This is a genomic window from Candidatus Palauibacter sp., from assembly GCF_965197445.1.
Lineage (GTDB): Bacteria > Gemmatimonadota > Gemmatimonadetes > Palauibacterales > Palauibacteraceae > Palauibacter.
The window spans coordinates 588,710-607,957 of the sequence record NZ_CBDANE010000005.1; the positions used below are offsets into that span (position 1 = coordinate 588,710).

Below are 19,248 nucleotides of genomic sequence, written 5' to 3' on the forward strand. Positions count from 1 at the left end.
ATGCTCAGGCTTCATCCCTACGAATACCACATGCCGTCCGCGCTCGACGAGGCGCTGGCGTTGCTCTCCATCCATGGGGACGACGCGATGCCGATCGCCGGAGGGACCGATCTGGTCCCCAACATGAAGCACGGGCTGTTCACGCCGGGCCACCTCGTCGCCCTCAGCCGGGTCCGGGAGATGCGGGGGATCACGTCCACCGCGACGGAGGTTCGTATCGGAGCGGCCGAGACGCTGACATCGGTCGCGGCGCACCCAGAGGTCCTCGCCGCCATCCCGAGTCTGGCCCGCGCCGCACGACTTGTCTCGGGTCCCCAGCTACGGCGCGTCGGCACCATCGGGGGCAACGTCTGCCTCGACACCCGCTGCGCGTATTACAACCAGACGCGCTTTTGGCGGAAGGCGCTCGGCTACTGCCTGAAGAAAGATGGAGACGTCTGCCACGTCGTGAAGGGCGGTACGCGCTGCGTCGCGGCGCACTCCGCGGACACCCCGCCCGTGCTCAGCGTCCTCGACGCGATTCTCGAAGTCGCGGGGGAGGACGGGACGCGCGACGTACCGATCCGGCAGTTCTTCACCTCGGACGGGATCTGGAACCGTTCGACCGGCCGCAGCGAACTCGTCGTCGCGATCCGGGTCCCCAGGCCGCCCGAGGGGACGCAGGTCGCGTTTCAGAAGCTCCGGCCGCGCCAGGCGATCGATTTCCCGCTGGCGAACCTTGCCGTGCGCGTCGGCCGCGACGGCGACGGCCGCGTGTCCGACTTTCGCCTCGTCGTCTCCGCGATGGGCTCGTATCCGCGCCACGTGGGCAAGGTCGAGGAGACCGCCGTGGGGAACCGGCTCGGCTCGAGCGTGATCGAGGCCGTGGCCGAGCAGGCGTTCCGCCAGTGTCACCCCCTCGCGAACATCACCGTCGACCTTGAGTGGCGGCGCGCGATGATCCCCGTCCTGGTACGCCGCGCCCTCAACGAAATCGCCACGGCCTGACCGTCAGAAGGCGAACAGGTCGGCCAGGGGAACGTAGGCCTCGCCGACGAACACCAGGACGTCGTCGATGCCGATCAGGATCTCGTCCAGAGCGGCCAGTTCGGCATTCGTGAACCCCCGGCCCGCGACATCGGCGAACGTGGGCGTGCTGACGGTACCTCCGACCAGGGCTTCCACTCGCCCGCCGTGGCGTATCTTTCCGTCCTGGGAGCCGTTCAGCACACCAAGGTCCACGAGCGTCAGTCCGGCCGAACCGTCGATGTCCATGCGGAAGAGGAGGTCGGCGTGCGAACCATCGAAGGAAAGGTCACCGTCGACGAGCAGCCGCACCTCGGTGCCCTCCGCCGAAACCACGCGGTGGTCCGAGGTCACCCGCGTGATCCGGGCTCCGTCGTCCGACTCCAGGAGTTCGTCCAGTTCGAAGTCGAAGCGGCCATTCCGGTCCTCCACGAACCCCTCCGACAGGAGGCTCACCGACACGCCGTTTCCACCCGTGGCGAAGGCCCCGTCCACCACATAGTCGGCGACGGGCAGGGCGCCCCCGGCGCTCGTGTCGAACGCCCGGACCCGCAGGCGCGTGGATACCGCGTCGCTCTCGTCCATGAGGTCCACGAAGCCGAACGGCCGCAGCGGGAGCGCCGGCAGTCCCGATGAGAGATCCACCACGTAGAGTTCGAAACGGACGCCGTTCTCCGGACCTCTGTCTCCATGCTCTACGTACGCGTCGATGTTCGGGTCGAAGACGAACTCCTTGCCCAGATAGTTGATCGGGAACAGCGGAATCCGGGAACTCGCTCGTGCCGCCGCGATGTTCGCGACGGCCCGCTCGAGAGACCGCGGCTCGAGCACGCGCAACAGATTCAGACGGTCGTCCGTGGCACGCGCACGGGAATGCGCGACCCGGTTCGCGGGGGGATCGGACAGGCCGAGAACCTCCGCGATCGTCCGCACCTGCGCGACGATCGCGTTGTCTGCGGCGAAGCGGAGCGAGAAGATCGAGTTGGCTGTCGCCTGCGGGTCGAAGGGGACGTCGACCGGCGGCGGGCCGATGACGCTCCCGTCTTCGACGCACCCGACCGCCAGCAGAGCGAGCAGCCCGGCCGCGAAGCCTCGACACCTCACGGCCACAGCGGCCCGACCTCCGGCCGACCGACCGCGAATTCCTCGTTCACGCGACCTTCCAAACGCTGTCATGACCGTCTCGCCATCCTCGGGGTCCATGCGGGTGCGACACAAACAAGACGAGACAGCCGCGAGCGAAGTCACCGCGGCGCGAAGCCGCCCGCGCCCGAAGGCCGCACCGCTGGTCACGATCCCCACCGTGCGCATACCTTGGCGAAGCGTTTGGAAACCCGGACGACTCGCCCGTGAAGTTCACGGGATTCGTCCCGAATCCCCCCTCCGGGGGCTCTGAATTCGAGGAGGCAGGATGCACGCATTGCCCGATCTGCCCTACGCCCATGACGCGCTCGAACCGACGATCGACGCGCGCACGATGGAGATCCACCACGGCCGGCACCACCAGGTGTATGTGAACATGCTCAACGCCGCGCTCGACGGTCACGACGAGCTTGCGAGCCTTTCGGTCGAGAACCTGCTGCGCGGCATCGACAACGTGCCCGAGTCGATTTGTGGCGCGGTGCGGAACCACGGCGGCGGCCACGCGAACCACTCGATGTTCTGGACTTCGATGTCTCCAGGCGGCGGGGGGAGTCCGTCAGGCGACCTCGCGGCCGCGGTCGACGGCGCGTTCGGTTCCTTCGATGACTTCAAGGCGACGTTCCAGAAGGCGGGAGCCACCCGCTTCGGCAGCGGTTGGGCGTGGCTCGTAGTCGGCGGCGCAAGAGATCTCAGCGTGTATTCCACCGCGAACCAGGACAGTCCGCTCATGCAGGGAGATACGCCGATTCTCGGCGTCGATGTCTGGGAGCACGCGTACTACCTGAACTACCAGAACCGCCGGCCGGACTATCTCGCGGCCTTCTGGGACGTGGTGGACTGGGCCGACGTGGCCGCCCGCCACGCCGCCGCCACGGGCTAGCGTCACGGCCGAAGCTGTCCTCAGCCGCCGGACCCGGGGTCAGTCGCCGAAGCTGACCCCGAGGTCCCGCGCGGTCGCCACGATATCACCGTCGACAGGCACCGACTTGTGGTTGGCGAGTGCCTCCGCGAGCGGGATCGCCTTCACCGTGGGCGGGTCGAGCCCGACCATGGTCCCGAACTCGCCGCGGGCCACGCAGCGCACCGCGGCGCCGCCGAAGCGCAGCGACATGACGCGGTCGTAGGAGATGGGCGCGCCGCCGCGCTGCAGGTGGCCGAGCACGATCGACCGCGTCTCCTTCCCCGTCCGGCTCGAGATCTCCCGTGCGACCAGGTCGCCCAGGCCGCCGAGGCGAGTCTGATCGCCGGCACCGCCATGCACGGTCTTGAGCATCGCCGCGCCGTCGACCGGCATGGCGCCCTCGGCGACGCAGACGATGCTGAAGTCACGTCCCGCGGCGTCCCGCTGCCGGATCTTGTCGCAGACTTTCTCGATCCGGTAGGGGATCTCCGGGATGAGGATCACGTCAGCCGTGCCGGCCAGTCCGCTGTAGAGCGCGATCCACCCGGCATGCCGTCCCATCAACTCCACGACCATGACCCGGCGATGGCTCTCCGCCGTCGAATGGAGCCTTCCGATCGCATCGGTGGCCGTCTCAACGGCCGTCAGGAAGCCGAACGTCAGGCTCGTCCCGTGGAGGTCGTTGTCGATCGTCTTCGGGACGCCGACCACGGGAAGCCCCCGTTCGAAGAGCTTGAGGGCGATGTGAAGGCTACCGTCGCCCCCGATGGCGATCAGCGCGTCGATCCCGTGCCGGCGCACGCTCTCGATGATCTCGCCCGATCGGTCTCGTTCCTCGATCGTGCCGTCCGGCAACCGCGCCGGCCACGCGAACGGGTTGGATCGGTTGGTCGTCCCCAGAATCGTCCCCCCCCGGTGCGTGATACCGCGCACGGCGTCGCCACCGAGCGAAATCACTTCGCCTGTGTCGTCCGGCAACAGTCCGCCATACCCGTGCTCGATCCCCACGACCTCCCAGCCGCGGTTGACGGCGCTCAGCACGATGGCGCGGATGACCGCATTCAGCCCCGGCGCGTCTCCTCCGCCGGTGTTGATCGCGATCCGCCGAATTTCCCTGGTCTCGTCCATGGCCCGATAATCGGGGTCACGAGGGCTTGACGCTACGCCCGCCGGAGGGCACCCTCGCTGCCATGTCGAACCACGGACCCCTGCATACGATCCTCTTCGACCTCGATGGCACGCTGGTCGACTCGGCGGATCTCATCCTCGCATCGTGGCGCCACACGATGGACGCTCACTTCGAGGAGCCCCCTGCCGAGGACGTGTGGCTGCGGACGCTGGGTCAGCCACTGCGGGCCCAGTTCGGGTACCTGGTCGACACGGCCGAGGAAGTGCAGGCCATGGTCGAGACCTATCTGAAGCACAACTTCCGGGAACACGAGCGCCTCATCCGTCCCTTCCCCCGCGTCTCCGAGACACTCGTCGAGTTGCGCGCGAACGGGATTCGAATCGGGGTCGTGACCAGCAAGGCGAGCGCCGGAACGGCCCGGAGCCTGGCGGCCTGCACGCTCGATGAGGCCCTGTTCGACGTGATCGTGACCTCGGATGAGCCCGTACCGCACAAGCCCGACCCAGCCCCGATTCGGCTGGCGCTCGAGCGCCTGGACGCGTCGCCGGAGACCGCGGCCTACGTGGGCGACTCGGTGTGGGACATACGCGCCGGGCACGCGGCCGACGTGACGACGATGGCCGCGCTGTGGGGTCCGTTCTCGGAGCGGGAACTGGCCATCGAACGCCCGCACATCATGCTGGACACGATTGACGAAGTGCTACGCTACATCGCCCCGCCGGAAGTGCCGCAGCCGTCGCTCTGAGGAACTCCAGCCGTCAGCCCGAGGCGTCGCGGCCACCTGCCGAGAAAGCGAGCGCCCCGCCTTCGAGCGATCCATTGACCAGTGCTGCGGCCAGCGCCTCGTCGAGCGTCTCCACCGGGTGGAACTCGAGTTGGTCACAGACCTGATCGGGCAGGTCGTCCAGATCGCCCTCGTTGACCGCCGGAAGGATGATCTCGCTCATGCCGGCGCGCGCGGCGCCGAGCACCTTCTCCTTGACCCCTCCGATCGGGAGGACGCGGCCGGAGAGCGTGATCTCGCCCGTCATGGCCACGTCGTGCCGCACGGGGTGGTCGCCCAGCGCGCTGACGAGTGCCACCGCCATGGCGATCCCCGCGGACGGCCCCTCCTTGGGGATCGCGCCCGCCGGCACGTGGATGTGGATCTCGTGATCCCGTAGCCGCTCCTCCGTCAGTTCGAGGCCGTTCGCGTGACTGCGCGCGAACGTGAGCGCCGCCTGCGCGCTCTCCTTCATGACGTCGCCCAGCTGCCCCGTGAGGACCAGCCCCTCCTTGCCCTTCAGCACACGGGTCTCGACGAGCATGATGTCGCCGCCGACGGGCGTGTAGTACATGCCGGTCGCCACCCCGACCGTATTCTCCTCCATCTTCTTCGCGGCATGGATCTTGGGGCGACCCAGCAACTCGCGCAGGTCATCCGCCCCCACCGCCACCTCTGCCGCGCCGGTCGCGACCTTGCGAGCGGACTTCCGGCAGACCGAGCCGAGTTCGCGCTCGAGATTGCGGACCCCGGCCTCATGTGTGTAGCGGGTGATGATCGACCGGATGGCGTCCTCTCCCACCTCCAGTTGCTCCTGCAGCAGTCCGTTGCGCCGCTTCTGCCGCGGCAGCAGGAACCGCCTCGCGATCTCCAGCTTCTCGGCTTCGGTGTAGCCCCGGAATTCGATCGCCTCCATGCGGTCGCGCAGCGGTCCGGGGATCTGCTGGAAGACGTTCGCCGTCGCAATGAACAACACCTCCGAGAGGTCGAACGGCACGCCGAGGTAGTGGTCCACGAACGAGCCGTTCTGCGCCGGATCGAGCACCTCCATCAAGGCCGCCGACGGGTCGCCCTGGAACGACACCCCGAGCTTGTCGATCTCGTCCAGGAGGAAGACGGGGTTCCTGGTCCCCGCACGCTTGAGCCCCTCTATGACGCGGCCCGCCATCGCGCCCACGTAGGTCCGCCGGTGTCCCCGGATATCCGCCTCGTCGCGCGCCCCGCCCAGCGACACGCGGACGTACTTGCGGCCCATGGCATCGGCGATGGAGCGTGCGATCGACGTCTTTCCGACGCCCGGCGGCCCGACGAAGAGCAGCGTTTCTCCGGCCCGGTCGTCCTCGTGTCCGCGCACGGCCTCCGTGTCGCCCTCATCCGCGTCCGGTTCACTCTCGGCCGGCTCACTCTCGGCCGGTTCGTCCGCGGGGGCGTCCGTCTCCGCCTCGTCGGTGGCCTCGGGCGCCGCTGCACTCTCGGCTTCCGGCTCGGACACTTCACGGCACCTCGCCTCATCCTGAAGCTTCCGCACCGCGAGAAAATCGAGGACCCTCTCCTTGACATCGCGCAGCCCGTAATGGTCCCGCTCGAGGACTTCCTCGGCACGCGCGATGTCCAGCTGCTCCTCGGTCGTCTCGGACCACGGAAGGTCTGCGACGATTTCGAGGTAGGTCCGCACGACCTGTGCTTCGGCGGATTCGCGCGGTATCCGCTCCAGACGTCTGAGTTCTCGGTTGACTTCCTGGCGTGCCTCTTCCGGCAGTTCCAGAGCCTCGATGCGGTCGCGGAGATCCTTCGTCTCCTGAAAGTCGATGTCCTCGCCCAGTTCCTTCTGGATCGCCTTCATCTGCTCGCGCAGGAAGATCTCGCGCTGCCGCTCCCCCAGTTCCTCCTGGACCTGCTCGCGAATCTCCTCCTGGGCTTCGAGCAGGCCGATCTGCTTCTGCAGGTGGACGAGAAGCGATCTCAGGCGGGCCTCGACCGAGAGGGTCTCGAGAAGCTCCTGCTTCTGTTCGACCTCGAGTTCGGTGTAGAACGCGACGAGATCGGCCAGTTCGCCGGGCGTGGTCACGCCGCCCAGGAGGTGGTCCACGATCTCCTTCGGTACGCCGCGCAGACGGCTGACCTCGGCGGCGCGCTCATGGACCTCCTTGTAGAGCGCGGCGAACGCGCGCTCCTCCGGGTCGAGCGGATCCATGTCGTCCATCTGGCGCGCGACGACCTCCAGATACCCGTCCCGCTCCGTGTATTCGAGCGCGGCGGCGCGGACATCGCCCTGGATGACCATCTGAATGCCGCCTGGCACCTTCTGCATCTGGGCAATTCGGCACACCGTGCCGATGCGGTACAGGTGTTCCGGGTCCGGCTTCTCGACCTCGGCGTCCAGTTGCGCGGCGGCGAAGAGCAGCTTGTCGCCCGCAATCGCCCGGTCTATGGCCTTCATCGTCTTGTCACGGCCGGCGGCGATCGGCGCCGCGACCGCCGGGAACACGACTGTGCCCCGGAGCGGCAGGACCGGCAGCCGCAGACGCTGCGAAGCGACCTGCGGCTCGGACTCCGCCTGCTCCGTGTCCCTTACCTCCAGCGCGACGCCGCCATTCACGGAAGGCGGCGCATCCGGCTGGTCCCTGCGTCCGTTCTCATCGCTCATAGTCGCGTGGTCTCTATTCCTCTCGCGCGTCAGGCGCGCGTCGCTTCCGCCGAACTGGTGTAACTCGCGAACCCCCTCCCCGTTCCATCCGAAGGGGAGGGTTACGTCCTTAGATGCAGGTTTCGGGCCCGCTGGAACGGCGAACAAGCTGGCGACGCCGGCCGATTTGGCGCATCGCACTCCTAGAGGACTGCCGATGCGGACGCCGTGCGTCAAGGCGGCAGGGTCCGGGCGCTCCCCCGGCTCGGGACAGACTCCCGCGGTGCATGTAGCGTCACTGCGGGCGCCGTGCCATTTTCCTGCCATGGCAAGACAGGCGCTGGGTCAGGCCGGACGCAAGGCGGCGCCCGGGGAGGAACGCTACTTCCGTCGCGGGTTGGGGCTCAAGAAAGAGATCCAGCCGGTGCTCGATTTCGAGTACGGGAGCGCGCTCGTGGCGCTCATACGCGCGCGCGATTTCGAGTTGCGCGTGAACCGGCTCCACCTGCGTCTCGCGAAGAGCTTCGGCTTCTGCTATGGCGTGGACCGCGCCGTGGACTATGCCTACGAGTCCCGCCGGAAATTCCCCGACCGGCGGATCTTCCTTGTCGGGGAGATCATCCACAACCCGCATGTGAACCGTCGTCTCGAAGAGATGGAGATCGAGTTCCTCTATCCTACCGAAGAGGGCGAGTTCGATTTCAGTTCGGTCACTCCGGAAGACGTGGTGATCATTCCGGCCTTCGGCGTGACGCTGCACGACTTCGAGACGCTGCGGGCGCTGAACTGCATTCTCATCGACACGACGTGCGGCTCGGTGCTCAACGTGTGGAAGCGCGTAGAGAGCTACGCGCGCGAGGGATTCACGACCGTCGTGCACGGCAAGTACTGGCACGAGGAGACGCGCACCACCAGTTCGCAGGTCAACAAGTACGACGGGGCGAAGTTCCTCATCGTGCGGGACATGGCCCAGGCCCAGGTCGTGTGCTCCTACATCCGCGGAGACGGCGACCGGGAGGACTTCATGGAGCTGTTCGATCCATCCAGGTCGCCGGGGTTCGATCCGGATCGCGATCTGGGACGGATCGGCGTCGCCAACCAGACGACGATGCTGGCCTCCGAGTCGCTGTCCATCGCCGCCCAGCTCGGCGAAGCGATGTCGGATCGCTGGGGTCCGGAGGAGCTGCCCAACCGGTTCCGCAGCTTCGATACGATCTGCTCGGCCACCCAGAAACGGCAGGATGCCGTGAAGGAGATGATGGAGGTCCCGCCGGACCTCATGATCGTGATCGGCGGCTACAACTCGTCGAACACGAACCAGCTGGCGCACCTCTGCTCACTGCATACGAAGACGTATCACGTCGAGGATGCGACCTGCATCGACACCGTCAGGGGGCGCATCACGCACAAGCGGATCGGTGGGGACGAGATTCTGACGGAGGATGCGTGGCTCCCGTCGGGCGAAGTCGAGATCGGTCTTACCGCGGGCGCATCGACACCGGACTCCAAGCTTGGCGAGGCGGTGGAGCGCATAATCCGGGGAGCGGGCTACGACCCCTCCGAGGTGCTGGGCACCGCCTGACAGCTGCCGCGCCGAACCGTCCCACCCGACTGCATGGCGACGACCGCCAACTCACCGCCGAGCCAGCTCCCGCAGGCGAGCGCTACGCCCTCCTCCTCGGTCGTGAGCGTGACGAGACGTATGTCGGGGTCCGCCTCGCAGAGTTCGTGGAAGCGCCCGAGCCCGCCGTCAGGTACGGTCGCCACGAGACGAATACCACGGCTCCTGACAATATGCTGCCGGATTCCGGCGGGAGCCATCGCCGGCCCGGCGGGCACCTCGTACCGTCCGGGCGTGCCTGGAACCGCGGAACCACGGAGAAAAGAGGTGGAGCGTGTTCTCGGACCCTGAACACGGCTATGAGGCGATCCGCGACGGGGTGCGGAGCCTGTGCGAGCGCTTCCCCGGCGAGTATTGGCGCGACCGGGATCGCGAACAGGCCTATCCGACCGAGTTCATCGAGGCTCTGACCGACGCGGGGTATCTCGCGGCTCTCATTCCGGAGGAATACGGTGGCGCCGGACTCGACCTCAAGGCGGCGTGTGTCATCCTCGAGACGATCCAGCGCGCGGGGTGCAACGGGGCCGCCTGCCACGCGCAGATGTACATCATGGGCACGCTCCTCAGGCACGGAGGTGAAGCGCAGAAGCGGCACTACCTGCCCCGGATCGCCGCGGGCGACTTGCGCCTGCAGGCCTTCGGCGTGAGCGAACCCACCTGCGGCACGGACACGACGCGGATCCGGACTACGGCCACGCGTGATGGCGACGCGTACGTCATCAACGGCCAGAAGACATGGATCTCCCGCTCGGAGCACTCCGATCTCATGCTCCTGCTCGCCCGCACCACGCCTCGGGAGGAGAGCGGTAAACCCACGGCCGGGATGTCCGTATTCCTGGTAGATCTGCGGGATGAGGTCGGAGCCGCGATCACCATCCGTCCCATCGAGACGATGATCAACCACTCGACCACGGAGGTCTTCTTCGACAGGCTGCGCGTGCCGGCCGAGAATCTGATCGGTGAGGAGGGGAAGGGGTTTCGCTACATCCTCGATGGCCTGAATGCGGAGCGGGTACTCATCGCGGCCGAGTGCGTGGGCGACGCGCGCTTCTTCGTGGAACACGCCGCGGGATACGCGAAGGAACGGGAGGTGTTCGGGCGCCCGATCGGTCAGAACCAGGGGATCCAGTTTCCGATCGCGGAAGCCCACATGAAGACGGAGGCCGCCGCCCTCATGGTCGAACGGGCCGCTACGTTGTTCGACGAGGGCGCGCCGTGCGGGGCCGAAGCGAACATGTCCAAGTACCTCGCGGCCGACGCGTCGTGGGCCGCGGCGGATATGTGCATGCAGACCTACGGCGGGTTCGCCTTTTCCACCGAGTACGACATCGAGCGGAAGTTTCGCGAGACGCGGCTGTATCAGATCGCGCCGATCTCGACGAACCTGATCCTTTCCCATGTGGCGACCCACGTCCTGGGTCTCCCGAAGTCGTTCTAGCGGACATGGCGGACATGAAGGACTGGGCCGCCTGGGTGGGGCGCACCGATGAGGTGACGGATCGGGCCTCGGCGACGCTCGCCGGCGCGATGCTGGCGACGCTTGACCGGGATCCGGGGTCGCTCGACGAAGGCGACCCGCTGCCACCGCTCTTCCACTGGATGTACTGCCGCGAGCTGGCGCCCGGCAGCCGGCTCGACGTGGACGGCCACCAGAAGCGTGGCGAGTTCCTCCCGGCGCTTCCCTTCTCGCGCCGGATGTGGGCCGGGGGACGGCTCCGGTTCAAGGGAACGGTCCGGATCGGAGAGTTCGTTCGTCGGCGGTCGACCATCCGGGCGATCACGCCGAAAGAGGGCCGGAGCGGCCCACTGGTGCTGGTCACGGTCGAACACCGGATCACCGGGGAAGGCGGGGAAATCATCGAGGAGCAGGATCTCGTCTTCCTCGAGCGGCCCACGGAGCCGCTGAGCTTGCCGCGGGTTGCGGGCCCGGAGGACGAGATGGAGTGGTCCGAGTCGGTGACGCCCGATGCCGCCACGTTGTTCCGGTTCTCGGCTCTCACCTTCAACGCGCATCGGATTCATTACGACCGGGACTACGCGCGCGGGGTCGAGCTGTATCCCGATCTCGTGGTGCACGGCCCGTTCACAGCGCTCCTGCTCGCTGATCTTGCGACCCGCCGCGCCGGACGGTCGTTGCGGACGCTGGCGTTCCGGGCGCGCCGCCCGATGTTCGTCGACCGTCCGATCACCCTTCAGGGTCGGCAGACGGATCGAGACGTGAGTCTGAGGGCGCTGGACGACACCGGGGCCCTCACGATGTCAGCCGCCGCCACGCTGGCCTGAAGCTCGCCGCGATCTTCGCCACTCTCCGCTTGAGAGATCGCGCACAGGACTTCCAGCGGGCCTCAAGGCGGCGACAGCACGATCGCGTGTTGCAGGCCGGACTCGTCCATTTCGTATCCGTAGAAGCGGCCATCGCGGACTTCGGTAACGACAACGCCCGGGGGAAACTCGAGGCGCTCACGGAAGGCGCCGTCGACCCCGTACCGGTCCCAGTATTTTGCCGACTGCCGTACCCCCTCCCATCCGAGAGAGTCCGAGAGATCCCTCATCTCACCGGCGGTCATGGGGCGTGCAAACCAGATGCTGCCGGTAGCCGGATCGGGGCTTCCGTTCAGGAAGAACGGGTAGCGGTCGCCGAACGTTGGGCCCGGATCCAGTCCTGGGGCCGGGGACTCCGGCCCGCGAACCGGGAACACCTCGGAGATCCGTTGCCGAATCTTCTCCGCCCAGCGTTCTCGCTGCTGCCGCTGCGTCCTGCGATATCGCGCGCTGAGCCTGGTCAGGTACGCCAGGTCAGCGCCGGCCAGGGCCATCGAGTCGTCCGGATCGAATGCGTACCGCTCCACGACCGTTCCGGCGAGATCGTGCACGCGTACGGTGCCTGCCCCGGGGTCGAGAATGGCGAACGTCTCATCCCGGGTCCCGCCCCGCACGAAGACTCCAGCCCCCCAGCTTCCCAGCCCCCGGATCATTTCCCCTGCGCCTTCGCTCAACGGGAAGGCAGTCCGCAGCTCCCGACCGGTCCAATAGCGGAGATCGAACGGACTGCCGTCCAGCGCGGCGCGGCCGCTTGCAACCAGCGCTCCCAGCTTTCCCCCGGGCAGGGCCATCCAGTACCAGGGAAGGCCGGTGCGCAGACGCAGCGGACTGGAGTCGAGCCACTTCCGGCTCGACACGTCGATCGCGCTGAGCCGCCGGTTCACGAGATCCGGCACCCACAGCCGGTCGCCGATCCATACGGCCTGGAAGACCCCCTTCGAGAACTCCCCCGGTCCCGACCCGGGCCCGCCCACGGACCCGAGCCGGTCGCCATCGTGATCGAAGAAGATGATCTCCGACGACGTCCGATCCACGACAACGAAACCGTCCGGAGTCGCCGCCACCGAGGAAGCCTCCGCGATCTCGGCCCGGCCCCCCGCGTCGGCGCGAAGGCGCGTCCGAACGACCGCTCGCCGGACTTCGGGCCCATCCATCGGAATGCGGTCGAAGACGGTTGTCGCTACTTGTGTCACCCGTGCCACTCCATCTTTCTTACTGTCCTGAGCCGAACAAAAGACGAAAGCAATTCGCCGGCGACCGCCACCCGAACGTCGGCAGGGGCCGGTCTCAGCGCGCCGCCCGGCAGCGGTGCCATGTCCTCCGTGGGTTGCTAGGCTTGGAGGGCGTAGCGCAGGACAACGATTCCCAGCACCATTGCGAGCGCGCCCGCGGTCCTCCACAGCCCCGCCCCCATGCCGAGAGCCATCGCAATGCGCTTCAAGCCGAATCCCGGGAACAGCAGGTAGAGCGCACCCTTCACGAGAGCCCCCCAGCCATAAACCGTGACGATCGTCGGGACGCCGCCCCACACGTTGTGGAAGGCCACGATGAACGACCCCAGCCCCAGCGCGAGAAAGGCGAAACCGAAACTGCCCGACGGGCCCCTGGACTGAATGCGCGACAGGAGCTCCTTCCAGGCTTCGGGCCGGAGCATGTACGACAGCCCCAGGGCGATGAGATTGATCGAAACGAACACCTCGACTGCGGTGGTGAGATCTTCCATTCTTCCGTCTCCCTCTGTCTTGTCGTTCGCTTTGCCCGTCTGCTCTACTAGCTCGCTTTGCCGCTTATCGTAAGGGTCCCGAAAGCGAGCACGCCGGAGTCTCTAGGTCTGGGCCAGCGCCGCCACGGCGCGCTCGTTGTCCTCGATCGTGTTGTAGAAATGGGGGGAAAACCGGACGAGGGGCCCGCGGTGGTCGACGATCACGTCCCGCGCAGCCAGGTGGCGTACCGCCGCCGCCGCGTCCTGGTGCCGGAAGAGGACGAGGGCAGACCGGGCGGCGGGATCAGCCGCCTGGTGGAGCGTGTAGCCCAGGTCCGAGATTCTGTCTCTCAGATCTTCTGCCAACCTTCGGTTGCGACGTTCGATCGCCGCGATGCCGCAGTCCAGAACCACCGACAACCCTCCGGCGGCCGTGTAGGCGACACCCGTGGCCGGCGTCCCCAGCTCGAACCGACGCGCGTCGGAGCGGGGCGTCGCATCCCGGATGTCGAAGAAAAACTGGTTCTCAACACCGAACCATGAGAGCGTGACCGGGTCGATACGGACGTCCGGGTTCACGTGGAGGTACGCCATACCGGGTCCGCCGCAGAGCCACTTGAGCGCCCCGCCCACCAGGAAGTCCACCCCCAGCGCCGGGACGTCGATCTCCACTTGTCCATTTGATTGGTATGCGTCCAGTAAAATGAACGAACCGGCATCGTGGGCTATCCGGGTGAGTTCGGCAGCGTCCTGGGTGTTGCCGCTGGTGAAGAAGACGTGGGAGGTCGCGAGGAGGGCGGTGCGCTCGTCGACGGCATCCCGGATCGCCTCGAGCGGGACGTGGATTCCGTCCGGGCTCGAAACGATCTCGACCTCGAGACCGTTCACGCGCTGGGACAGGAAGTGGTGGCCCACGGTCGGAAAGTCGAGTTCGGTGAGCACGACTCTGTTCCGTCCGCTGGCCCGGGCACTTGCCGCCACGGCCCCCCATATGACGGCGACGGCGGCCGAGACGCTCGACATCAGCGCGATCGTGTCCGGGCCGGCTCCGATCGTGCGACCGAACGAAGCCCGAACTTCGTCGAGCTTGGCGACCCAGATCTCATACCACGCGCCGGCCCCCATTTCGTTCCAGAGTTCTTCGAAGCGCCGCCGTTCCTCGATCGAGCGGAGAGAGAGAGCGCCGAGGGAGTTGGAGTTCAGGTAGGCCTTGCCGGAGAGGATTGGAAACTGCCGCCTGAGTTCATCGATGCGGTCGTCGAGCGGGAGACCCGCTACGCCGGTAACGCCGGTAACGCCGGCAACGCGGGCCGCACTGGCCGTTCCGTGGTGATCCAGAATATCCTTCCTTTCCATGAACGAGCCGCCGCAGTCATCCCCGGCCCCGGGACCCCTCCTCGACTTCGAGACGGGTGAAACCCTTGAACGGCACGACCGCAAGCACGCCGGCCCGGGAGGTGAACCGGAGTGCCCCCGGTGCCAAACCCGCATGGTGCGCTGCGTCGAGCAGCACCCGGCACCGCGGTCCGACGATTCGCCCTTCCGCGTCCGACTCGCCTGCCCGGTCTCCGAATGCGCCGCGTGGACCGCTTACAATTGGTAGGAGGCCCGACCCCGACAACCCGCTCGCCCCGGCGGCACCAGGCGCTACCACTCCATGTCGGGCAGAACATCGCTCTGCAGCCGGAACATTTCGTTGATCGTTTGAACCGCGGCGCGATATGAGTGCGTCGTGGGGTCCAGCAGCAGTGCCTGGAGCAGAGTCCGGCGCGAACCCTGGGCGAACGCGTCGACAAGCAGCCGGTTGATCGTCGTCTGTGTCCTCAGGAGCCCGAGGATCCCCTCCGGGAGAGGTGCCATGGTGGCGGGATGGAGACCCCGGCTGTCGGCACGAGCCGGGACTTCGACCACAGCGCCGTCGGGCAGGCCGGGCACGTATCCGGCGTTCGGTACGTTCACCGCGGCGAGGCGCGTGTCGATACCGCACAGCACTCCCTCGAGGAGGGGGATCCCGAGTTCGCCGGAAGGGACCAGCCCGTCGCCCGCCTCGTCCTCCTTCCCGGGCTTCACCCGGTGCAGCGGCGAGTCCGGAAACGCGGGCACATCGGTGGGGTGGTCGCCGAGGTTGTAGATCCAGGTCGGCGCCTCCCCCGCTTCCCACGGCGTGCCCTGCACGGGGTCGTAGAAGAACTGGAGGAGGCTGCTGCCCAGGAATTCCTGCGCCCACCCCAGATACTCGCCGATGTGGTTCGTCCCGGGACTTGGGTATCGGCCGAACACCCGAAACAGGATCCGGCTCAGCGCGATCTCATCCCAGTCGTGCAGCCAGTGCGCCTTCCGCTCCCGCCTCTCGAGCTCGGGATAGAGGTCGTCCCCCGTCTCCCGGTCCCGGACGGACTCGAACCAGGAGAAGTGGTTGAGCCCGCTGGCCCGGGCTTCGAGCCGCTCCGCCGGGAGTTCGAGGAGATGGGCCATCTGCTCGGTGCCATGGAACACGCCGTGGCAGAGTCCCACCACGCGCGCCGACGAGAGCCGGCTTTGCGCCTCGCAGAGTTTCGTGAGCGGGTTCGTGTAGTTGACGAGCCACGCGTCGGGGCAGTGCGTCTCCATCGCCCGCGCGACATCCAGCGAGGGACTCATGTTTCGGAGTGCGTGGAAGAGACCGCCCGCCCCCCCGTTCTCGCCGTAGATCTGCGAGGAGCCGAAGGTGCGGGGGACGTGGAAGTCCTGGGCCCAGTAAAAGTAGCGGCGGATTTCGATGGCCATGACCACGGCGTGGGCGCCGGGGAGCGCCTCGGCGAGATCCGTGGTCGCCGACAGCGAAACGGAGCGCCCGAGCCGCACGGCCACCGACTCCGCGTATGCCTGGGTCCGGGGCAACTCCGATGGGTCGATGTCGACGAGAACGATGTCGAGGCCGCGGTCGCAGAGGGCGTCGCTCAGGAGCAGGTCCCGTATCGACGCGGGGCCGAACTCGCGGCTACCCGCCCCGACGAGGACGATCCTCACTCCTCCGCTCACGGCGACACTCCTGCCGGCGTCGAAGGGGTGTTCGTGTGCGCGAGGCGCACGGTGATCGCCCCCGCGCCGAACGACACTGCGAGGAGGAGCACGCCCATGGCGGCCCGGCCGGTGAGCACGTACCCAAGGCCGAGGAGGCTCGCGTAGACGAAAAGCGCGCCGAGCAGGAAACCCGGCCACATGCGGCTCGCGGGCGGGTCAGCCGTGGTCACGCCGGTGCGCTCGGCCACCCGGCCCCACCAGCCGCCCGGGTGCACGCGGCGGTAGAAGCCGTCGAGCACTTCGTCCGACTCGGGCCGGGTGGCCAGTACGACGGCCAGCCACAGCGCGGTGCATGCGACCAGGATGATCACTCCCCGGACAAGGTCCATTTCCGGCGCGTAGAAGCCGTCGGCGGCGCGGATCATCGACGCGGGCAGGACCGGCTCGATCGCGGCCAGCAGGACCCGACCGTTGGCCAGGAGCACCGACCCGGCCATCGCCGCGATCTCCGCCCAGGCGTTCACGCGCCACCAGTACCAGCGGAGCAGCCACACGAGCGCGACCCCCGCCGTCAGTTCGATGATGTAGATCCAGCCCCGCTGAATCGAGTCCATCTGCCAGGCCACGGCGGCGGCGACCGCGGCCAGCAGCACGACGGCGATCCGGGAAGCCGCGACGTAGTGCCGTTCCGAGCGGTCCGGCCGCAGAAAGCGCCGGTAGACGTCGTTGACCATGTACGACGCGCCCCAGCAGAGGTGCGTGTCCATCGTACTCATGAAGGCGGCCAGGAAGGTGGCGACCATCAGTCCCCTCAGCCCGGCCGGCATGAGTTCGCGGATCATCATCGGGTACGCGAGCTCGGGGTCGGCGGCCAGCAGCGGGTCCATGGCCCCGGGCGGGAAGACGAGGAGAGACCCGAGTCCCACCACGATCCAGGGCCAGGTGAGCAGCACCGTTCCCGCGAAGGCGAACCAGAGTGAAGCTTTCACGGCCTGCCGCTCGTCTCGGGTCGCGAAGAGTCGCTGCGCCACGTAGCCGTCTCCCTGTCCGCTTCGCAGCCATAGAATCAGGATCAGGCAGAGGAAGGACACGATCTCGAGCGACGAGGCGTTGGCGGCGGTGGGCACCAGATCGAGGGCCCCCGGGGGCGCTCCCGGGACGGCGCGGATGGCCTCCGCCATCGCCGAGGGGCCGCCGAAGCGGGTGAGCACGATCCCGGCCAGGGTCGTCGCACCCAGCATGCCGGCCACGAACTGCAGCAGGTCCGTGACCACGACCCCCCACAGTCCCGAAGCAACGGTGTAGGCGAGCGCCAGTCCGATGCAGACCGCCAGCGTCACCGCGGGGTCCCAGCCCAGGAGCACGCGGCTGAACTTCACCATGGCGAGCATGACCCAGCCCATGACGACCGCGTTCTTGAGCAGTCCCTGGTACACCGCCGAGAAGCAGCGCAGGGCCCGCGCCGGGGCGCCCCCGTAGCGGATCTCGATCACCTCGGCGTCGGTGAGCACGCCCGCCCGCCGCCACAGGCGCGCGTAGAAGAAGGTGAGCATGAGGATCCCTGCCGCCTCGTACCACCACAGCCAGTTCCCGTACACACCCTGCCGCCGCACGAGCGCCGCGGTGGCGAGCGGGGCGTCGGTCGCGAACCAGGTGGCGGCGATCGACGTCCCGGCCAGCCACCAGGGGAGGGAACGGCCGGCGACGAAGTAGTCCTCCATGCTGCCCCCGGCGCGCCGCGCGAGTCCGAATCCGATCGCGAGGACGATGGCTCCGTAGATGCCGACGACGATCCAGTCGAGCGGAGTCAGCGCCACCCGTCAGGGGTCCCGGGCCGGCGCCGGCGGGCTCTCGCTCCGGGGTGCCAGAACGTTGGAGAGGATGCGGTACGCGCCGGGGACGCCGTACGGAAGCTGCCGGTGGAGAGCGAGCGCCAGGTACGTGTAACGTCCGGTTCCCGCCGCCGCGGTGAGCCACACGCCTTCCTGCGGGTCCTGGTTCTCGTCGTGCGTCTCCACCAGTGGGGTATAGGCCGGATCCCAGTCGGAGAAGAACTTGGAGCCGCGCTGCTCGACCCATCCCTCGAAGTCGGCTTCGGTGATGCGGTTGGGTGTGGTCATCAGGGGGTGGTCCGGCTGAAGCAGGCGGACCGGGGCGTCCTCCTCCGATACCTCCTCCGCACCCCTCGGGAGAGACGCCGGGTACGGGGCCATGGAGGACGGCACATACTCCTGGGTCTGGTAGAGCACGACCAGGTGTCCGCCCCGGCGCGCGAAATCCAGGAGACGCTGGTTGTGCTCCACGAGGTCGGCCCTCACGGCGTAGGCCCGGGTGCCGACCACAATCGCGTCGAACGCGTCGAACCCCGCGTTCGCGTCGCCGTCCACCGGGCCGGGCGCCAGCCTCGCGAGGGCGTCTTCGTCGAGGAGTTCGACAGTGGCTCCCAGGGCCTCGATCGCTGCGGGAACCTCGTCACCGACACCCATGACGTAGCCGATGCGGGCGCCGTGCAGGGGATCTACGGCGACCGACCGGACCACGGTGAGCGCGGGACCCCAGAGCCGCGCCAGCGGGAGATCACGGTGCTCGATGGTCCGGTAGCCCACGCCATAGTCCGCTTCGCTTGCGCCGGCCCGCACGCGGGCCACGGCCCGGATCTCCGCTTCACCTCGCCACCCGGGCGGCGGAGTCGCGGCGAACGATGTTTCGACGGTCTCGCCGGCGTCGCGGAACTCGTGGCGCACGGTGCCGGGTGTCGACGTCCAGCCGTCCGGCAACTCGAGTCGGGTCTCCACCGCGAGAGGCCCGGAGTTCGCACTGATCCGCACCCGCACGGTCCCCGTGGCTCCCGAGCCGTCGCCGGGCACGATCCGGACGCGAGGCTCCAACGACACAGACAATGCGGGCAGGACCTCGACAGCCCGCGTCACGGCTCCGTAGGGAAGGCGGGGCACCCGGGCCGTCAAGGGGACGGTGTGCGCGACACGCTGCCCCTCCACGGAGAATTCGACGGTGGCGGACAGCGCAGGCCGA

General features: G+C 67.8%; 16 protein-coding genes. 6 read left to right on the forward strand and 10 right to left on the reverse strand.

Annotation, left to right across the window (positions count from 1 at the left end):
* Positions 1-987, forward strand: a complete 987-nt coding sequence (locus ACN9M6_RS09800; protein ID WP_419162745.1) for an FAD binding domain-containing protein — start codon at positions 1-3, stop codon at positions 985-987.
* A 3-nt stretch (positions 988-990) separates the two neighbouring features.
* Here the strand turns inward: ACN9M6_RS09800 and ACN9M6_RS09805 are convergent, their stop codons facing one another.
* The gene (locus ACN9M6_RS09805) at positions 991-2,115 is read right to left on the reverse strand and encodes a hypothetical protein (protein WP_419162746.1); all 1,125 of its coding nucleotides are present in this window, start codon (positions 2,113-2,115) and stop codon (positions 991-993) included.
* Between the two features lie 301 nt (positions 2,116-2,416).
* Between ACN9M6_RS09805 and ACN9M6_RS09810 the strand changes: the two genes are divergently transcribed.
* Positions 2,417-3,028 carry a superoxide dismutase gene (locus tag ACN9M6_RS09810; protein ID WP_419162747.1) on the forward strand — a complete coding sequence of 204 codons (612 nt, stop codon included), beginning with the start codon at positions 2,417-2,419 and terminating at the stop codon, positions 3,026-3,028.
* A gap of 39 nt (positions 3,029-3,067) precedes the next feature.
* On the opposite strand, the gene ACN9M6_RS09815 is transcribed toward ACN9M6_RS09810, so the two are convergent.
* Positions 3,068-4,177: a 6-phosphofructokinase gene (locus ACN9M6_RS09815; protein ID WP_419162748.1), complete on the reverse strand. Its 1,110-nt coding sequence runs from the start codon at positions 4,175-4,177 to the stop codon at positions 3,068-3,070.
* Between the two features lie 62 nt (positions 4,178-4,239).
* Here ACN9M6_RS09815 and ACN9M6_RS09820 point away from each other — a divergent pair, with 62 nt between their 5' ends.
* Positions 4,240-4,923 carry an HAD family hydrolase gene (locus ACN9M6_RS09820; RefSeq protein WP_419162749.1) on the forward strand — a complete coding sequence of 228 codons (684 nt, stop codon included), beginning with the start codon at positions 4,240-4,242 and terminating at the stop codon, positions 4,921-4,923.
* Positions 4,924-4,936: 13 nt separating this feature from the next.
* Here the strand turns inward: ACN9M6_RS09820 and lon are convergent, their stop codons facing one another.
* Positions 4,937-7,588, reverse strand: coding sequence for an endopeptidase La (gene lon, locus ACN9M6_RS09825; RefSeq protein ID WP_419162750.1), 2,652 nt, complete (start codon positions 7,586-7,588; stop codon positions 4,937-4,939).
* Positions 7,589-7,784: 196 nt separating this feature from the next.
* On the opposite strand from lon, the gene ACN9M6_RS09830 reads away from it, so the two are divergent.
* Positions 7,785-9,149 carry a 4-hydroxy-3-methylbut-2-enyl diphosphate reductase gene (locus tag ACN9M6_RS09830; protein WP_419162751.1) on the forward strand — a complete coding sequence of 455 codons (1,365 nt, stop codon included), beginning with the start codon at positions 7,785-7,787 and terminating at the stop codon, positions 9,147-9,149.
* Here ACN9M6_RS09830 and ACN9M6_RS09835 read toward each other — a convergent pair.
* Positions 9,116-9,334 carry a hypothetical protein gene (locus ACN9M6_RS09835; protein WP_419162752.1) on the reverse strand — a complete coding sequence of 73 codons (219 nt, stop codon included), beginning with the start codon at positions 9,332-9,334 and terminating at the stop codon, positions 9,116-9,118. The two genes, ACN9M6_RS09830 and ACN9M6_RS09835, sit on opposite strands and share 34 nt — an antisense overlap.
* 128 nt (positions 9,335-9,462) lie before the next feature.
* Here ACN9M6_RS09835 and ACN9M6_RS09840 point away from each other — a divergent pair, with 128 nt between their 5' ends.
* Entirely contained in the window at positions 9,463-10,626 is a 1,164-nt protein-coding gene (locus ACN9M6_RS09840) for an acyl-CoA dehydrogenase family protein (protein ID WP_419162753.1), read from the forward strand.
* 5 nt (positions 10,627-10,631) lie between these two features.
* Positions 10,632-11,471 carry an FAS1-like dehydratase domain-containing protein gene (locus tag ACN9M6_RS09845; protein WP_419162754.1) on the forward strand — a complete coding sequence of 280 codons (840 nt, stop codon included), beginning with the start codon at positions 10,632-10,634 and terminating at the stop codon, positions 11,469-11,471.
* Positions 11,472-11,533: 62 nt separating this feature from the next.
* Here ACN9M6_RS09845 and ACN9M6_RS09850 read toward each other — a convergent pair whose 3' ends face one another.
* From ACN9M6_RS09850 to ACN9M6_RS09875, 6 genes are all read right to left on the reverse strand, one after another.
* Positions 11,534-12,703, reverse strand: coding sequence for a hypothetical protein (locus ACN9M6_RS09850; protein ID WP_419162755.1), 1,170 nt, complete (start codon positions 12,701-12,703; stop codon positions 11,534-11,536).
* 137 nt (positions 12,704-12,840) lie between these two features.
* Positions 12,841-13,233 carry a hypothetical protein gene (locus ACN9M6_RS09855; RefSeq protein WP_419162756.1) on the reverse strand — a complete coding sequence of 131 codons (393 nt, stop codon included), beginning with the start codon at positions 13,231-13,233 and terminating at the stop codon, positions 12,841-12,843.
* A 102-nt stretch (positions 13,234-13,335) separates the two neighbouring features.
* A complete protein-coding gene (locus tag ACN9M6_RS09860; protein ID WP_419162757.1) occupies positions 13,336-14,568 on the reverse strand; it encodes an aminotransferase class V-fold PLP-dependent enzyme in 1,233 nt (410 codons plus the stop codon).
* 291 nt (positions 14,569-14,859) lie between these two features.
* Entirely contained in the window at positions 14,860-16,233 is a 1,374-nt protein-coding gene (locus ACN9M6_RS09865) for an alpha-galactosidase (protein WP_419162758.1), read from the reverse strand.
* Positions 16,230-18,032 carry a sodium:solute symporter family protein gene (locus ACN9M6_RS09870; RefSeq protein ID WP_419162759.1) on the reverse strand — a complete coding sequence of 601 codons (1,803 nt, stop codon included), beginning with the start codon at positions 18,030-18,032 and terminating at the stop codon, positions 16,230-16,232. The genes ACN9M6_RS09865 and ACN9M6_RS09870 overlap by 4 nt, the downstream gene beginning before the upstream one ends.
* A gap of 3 nt (positions 18,033-18,035) precedes the next feature.
* On the reverse strand, positions 18,036-19,214 hold the full coding sequence (locus ACN9M6_RS09875) for a hypothetical protein (protein WP_419162760.1): 1,179 nt from the start codon (positions 19,212-19,214) through the stop codon (positions 18,036-18,038).
* Between the last annotated feature and the right edge of the window lie 34 nt (positions 19,215-19,248).

Bases quoted from the DNA above. Each gene is read 5' to 3' on its own strand.
- ACN9M6_RS09800 (WP_419162745.1), top strand. From the start codon at position 1: ATGCTCAGGCTTCATCCCTACGAATACCACATGCCGTCCGCGCTCGAC.
- ACN9M6_RS09810 (WP_419162747.1), top strand. From the start codon at position 2,417: ATGCACGCATTGCCCGATCTGCCCTACGCCCATGACGCGCTCGAACCG.
- ACN9M6_RS09815 (WP_419162748.1), bottom strand. From the start codon at position 4,177: ATGGACGAGACCAGGGAAATTCGGCGGATCGCGATCAACACCGGCGGA.
- ACN9M6_RS09820 (WP_419162749.1), top strand. From the start codon at position 4,240: ATGTCGAACCACGGACCCCTGCATACGATCCTCTTCGACCTCGATGGC.
- lon (WP_419162750.1), bottom strand. From the start codon at position 7,588: ATGAGCGATGAGAACGGACGCAGGGACCAGCCGGATGCGCCGCCTTCC.
- ACN9M6_RS09830 (WP_419162751.1), top strand. From the start codon at position 7,785: ATGCGGACGCCGTGCGTCAAGGCGGCAGGGTCCGGGCGCTCCCCCGGC.
- ACN9M6_RS09845 (WP_419162754.1), top strand. From the start codon at position 10,632: ATGGCGGACATGAAGGACTGGGCCGCCTGGGTGGGGCGCACCGATGAG.
- ACN9M6_RS09855 (WP_419162756.1), bottom strand. From the start codon at position 13,233: ATGGAAGATCTCACCACCGCAGTCGAGGTGTTCGTTTCGATCAATCTC.
- ACN9M6_RS09860 (WP_419162757.1), bottom strand. From the start codon at position 14,568: ATGGAAAGGAAGGATATTCTGGATCACCACGGAACGGCCAGTGCGGCC.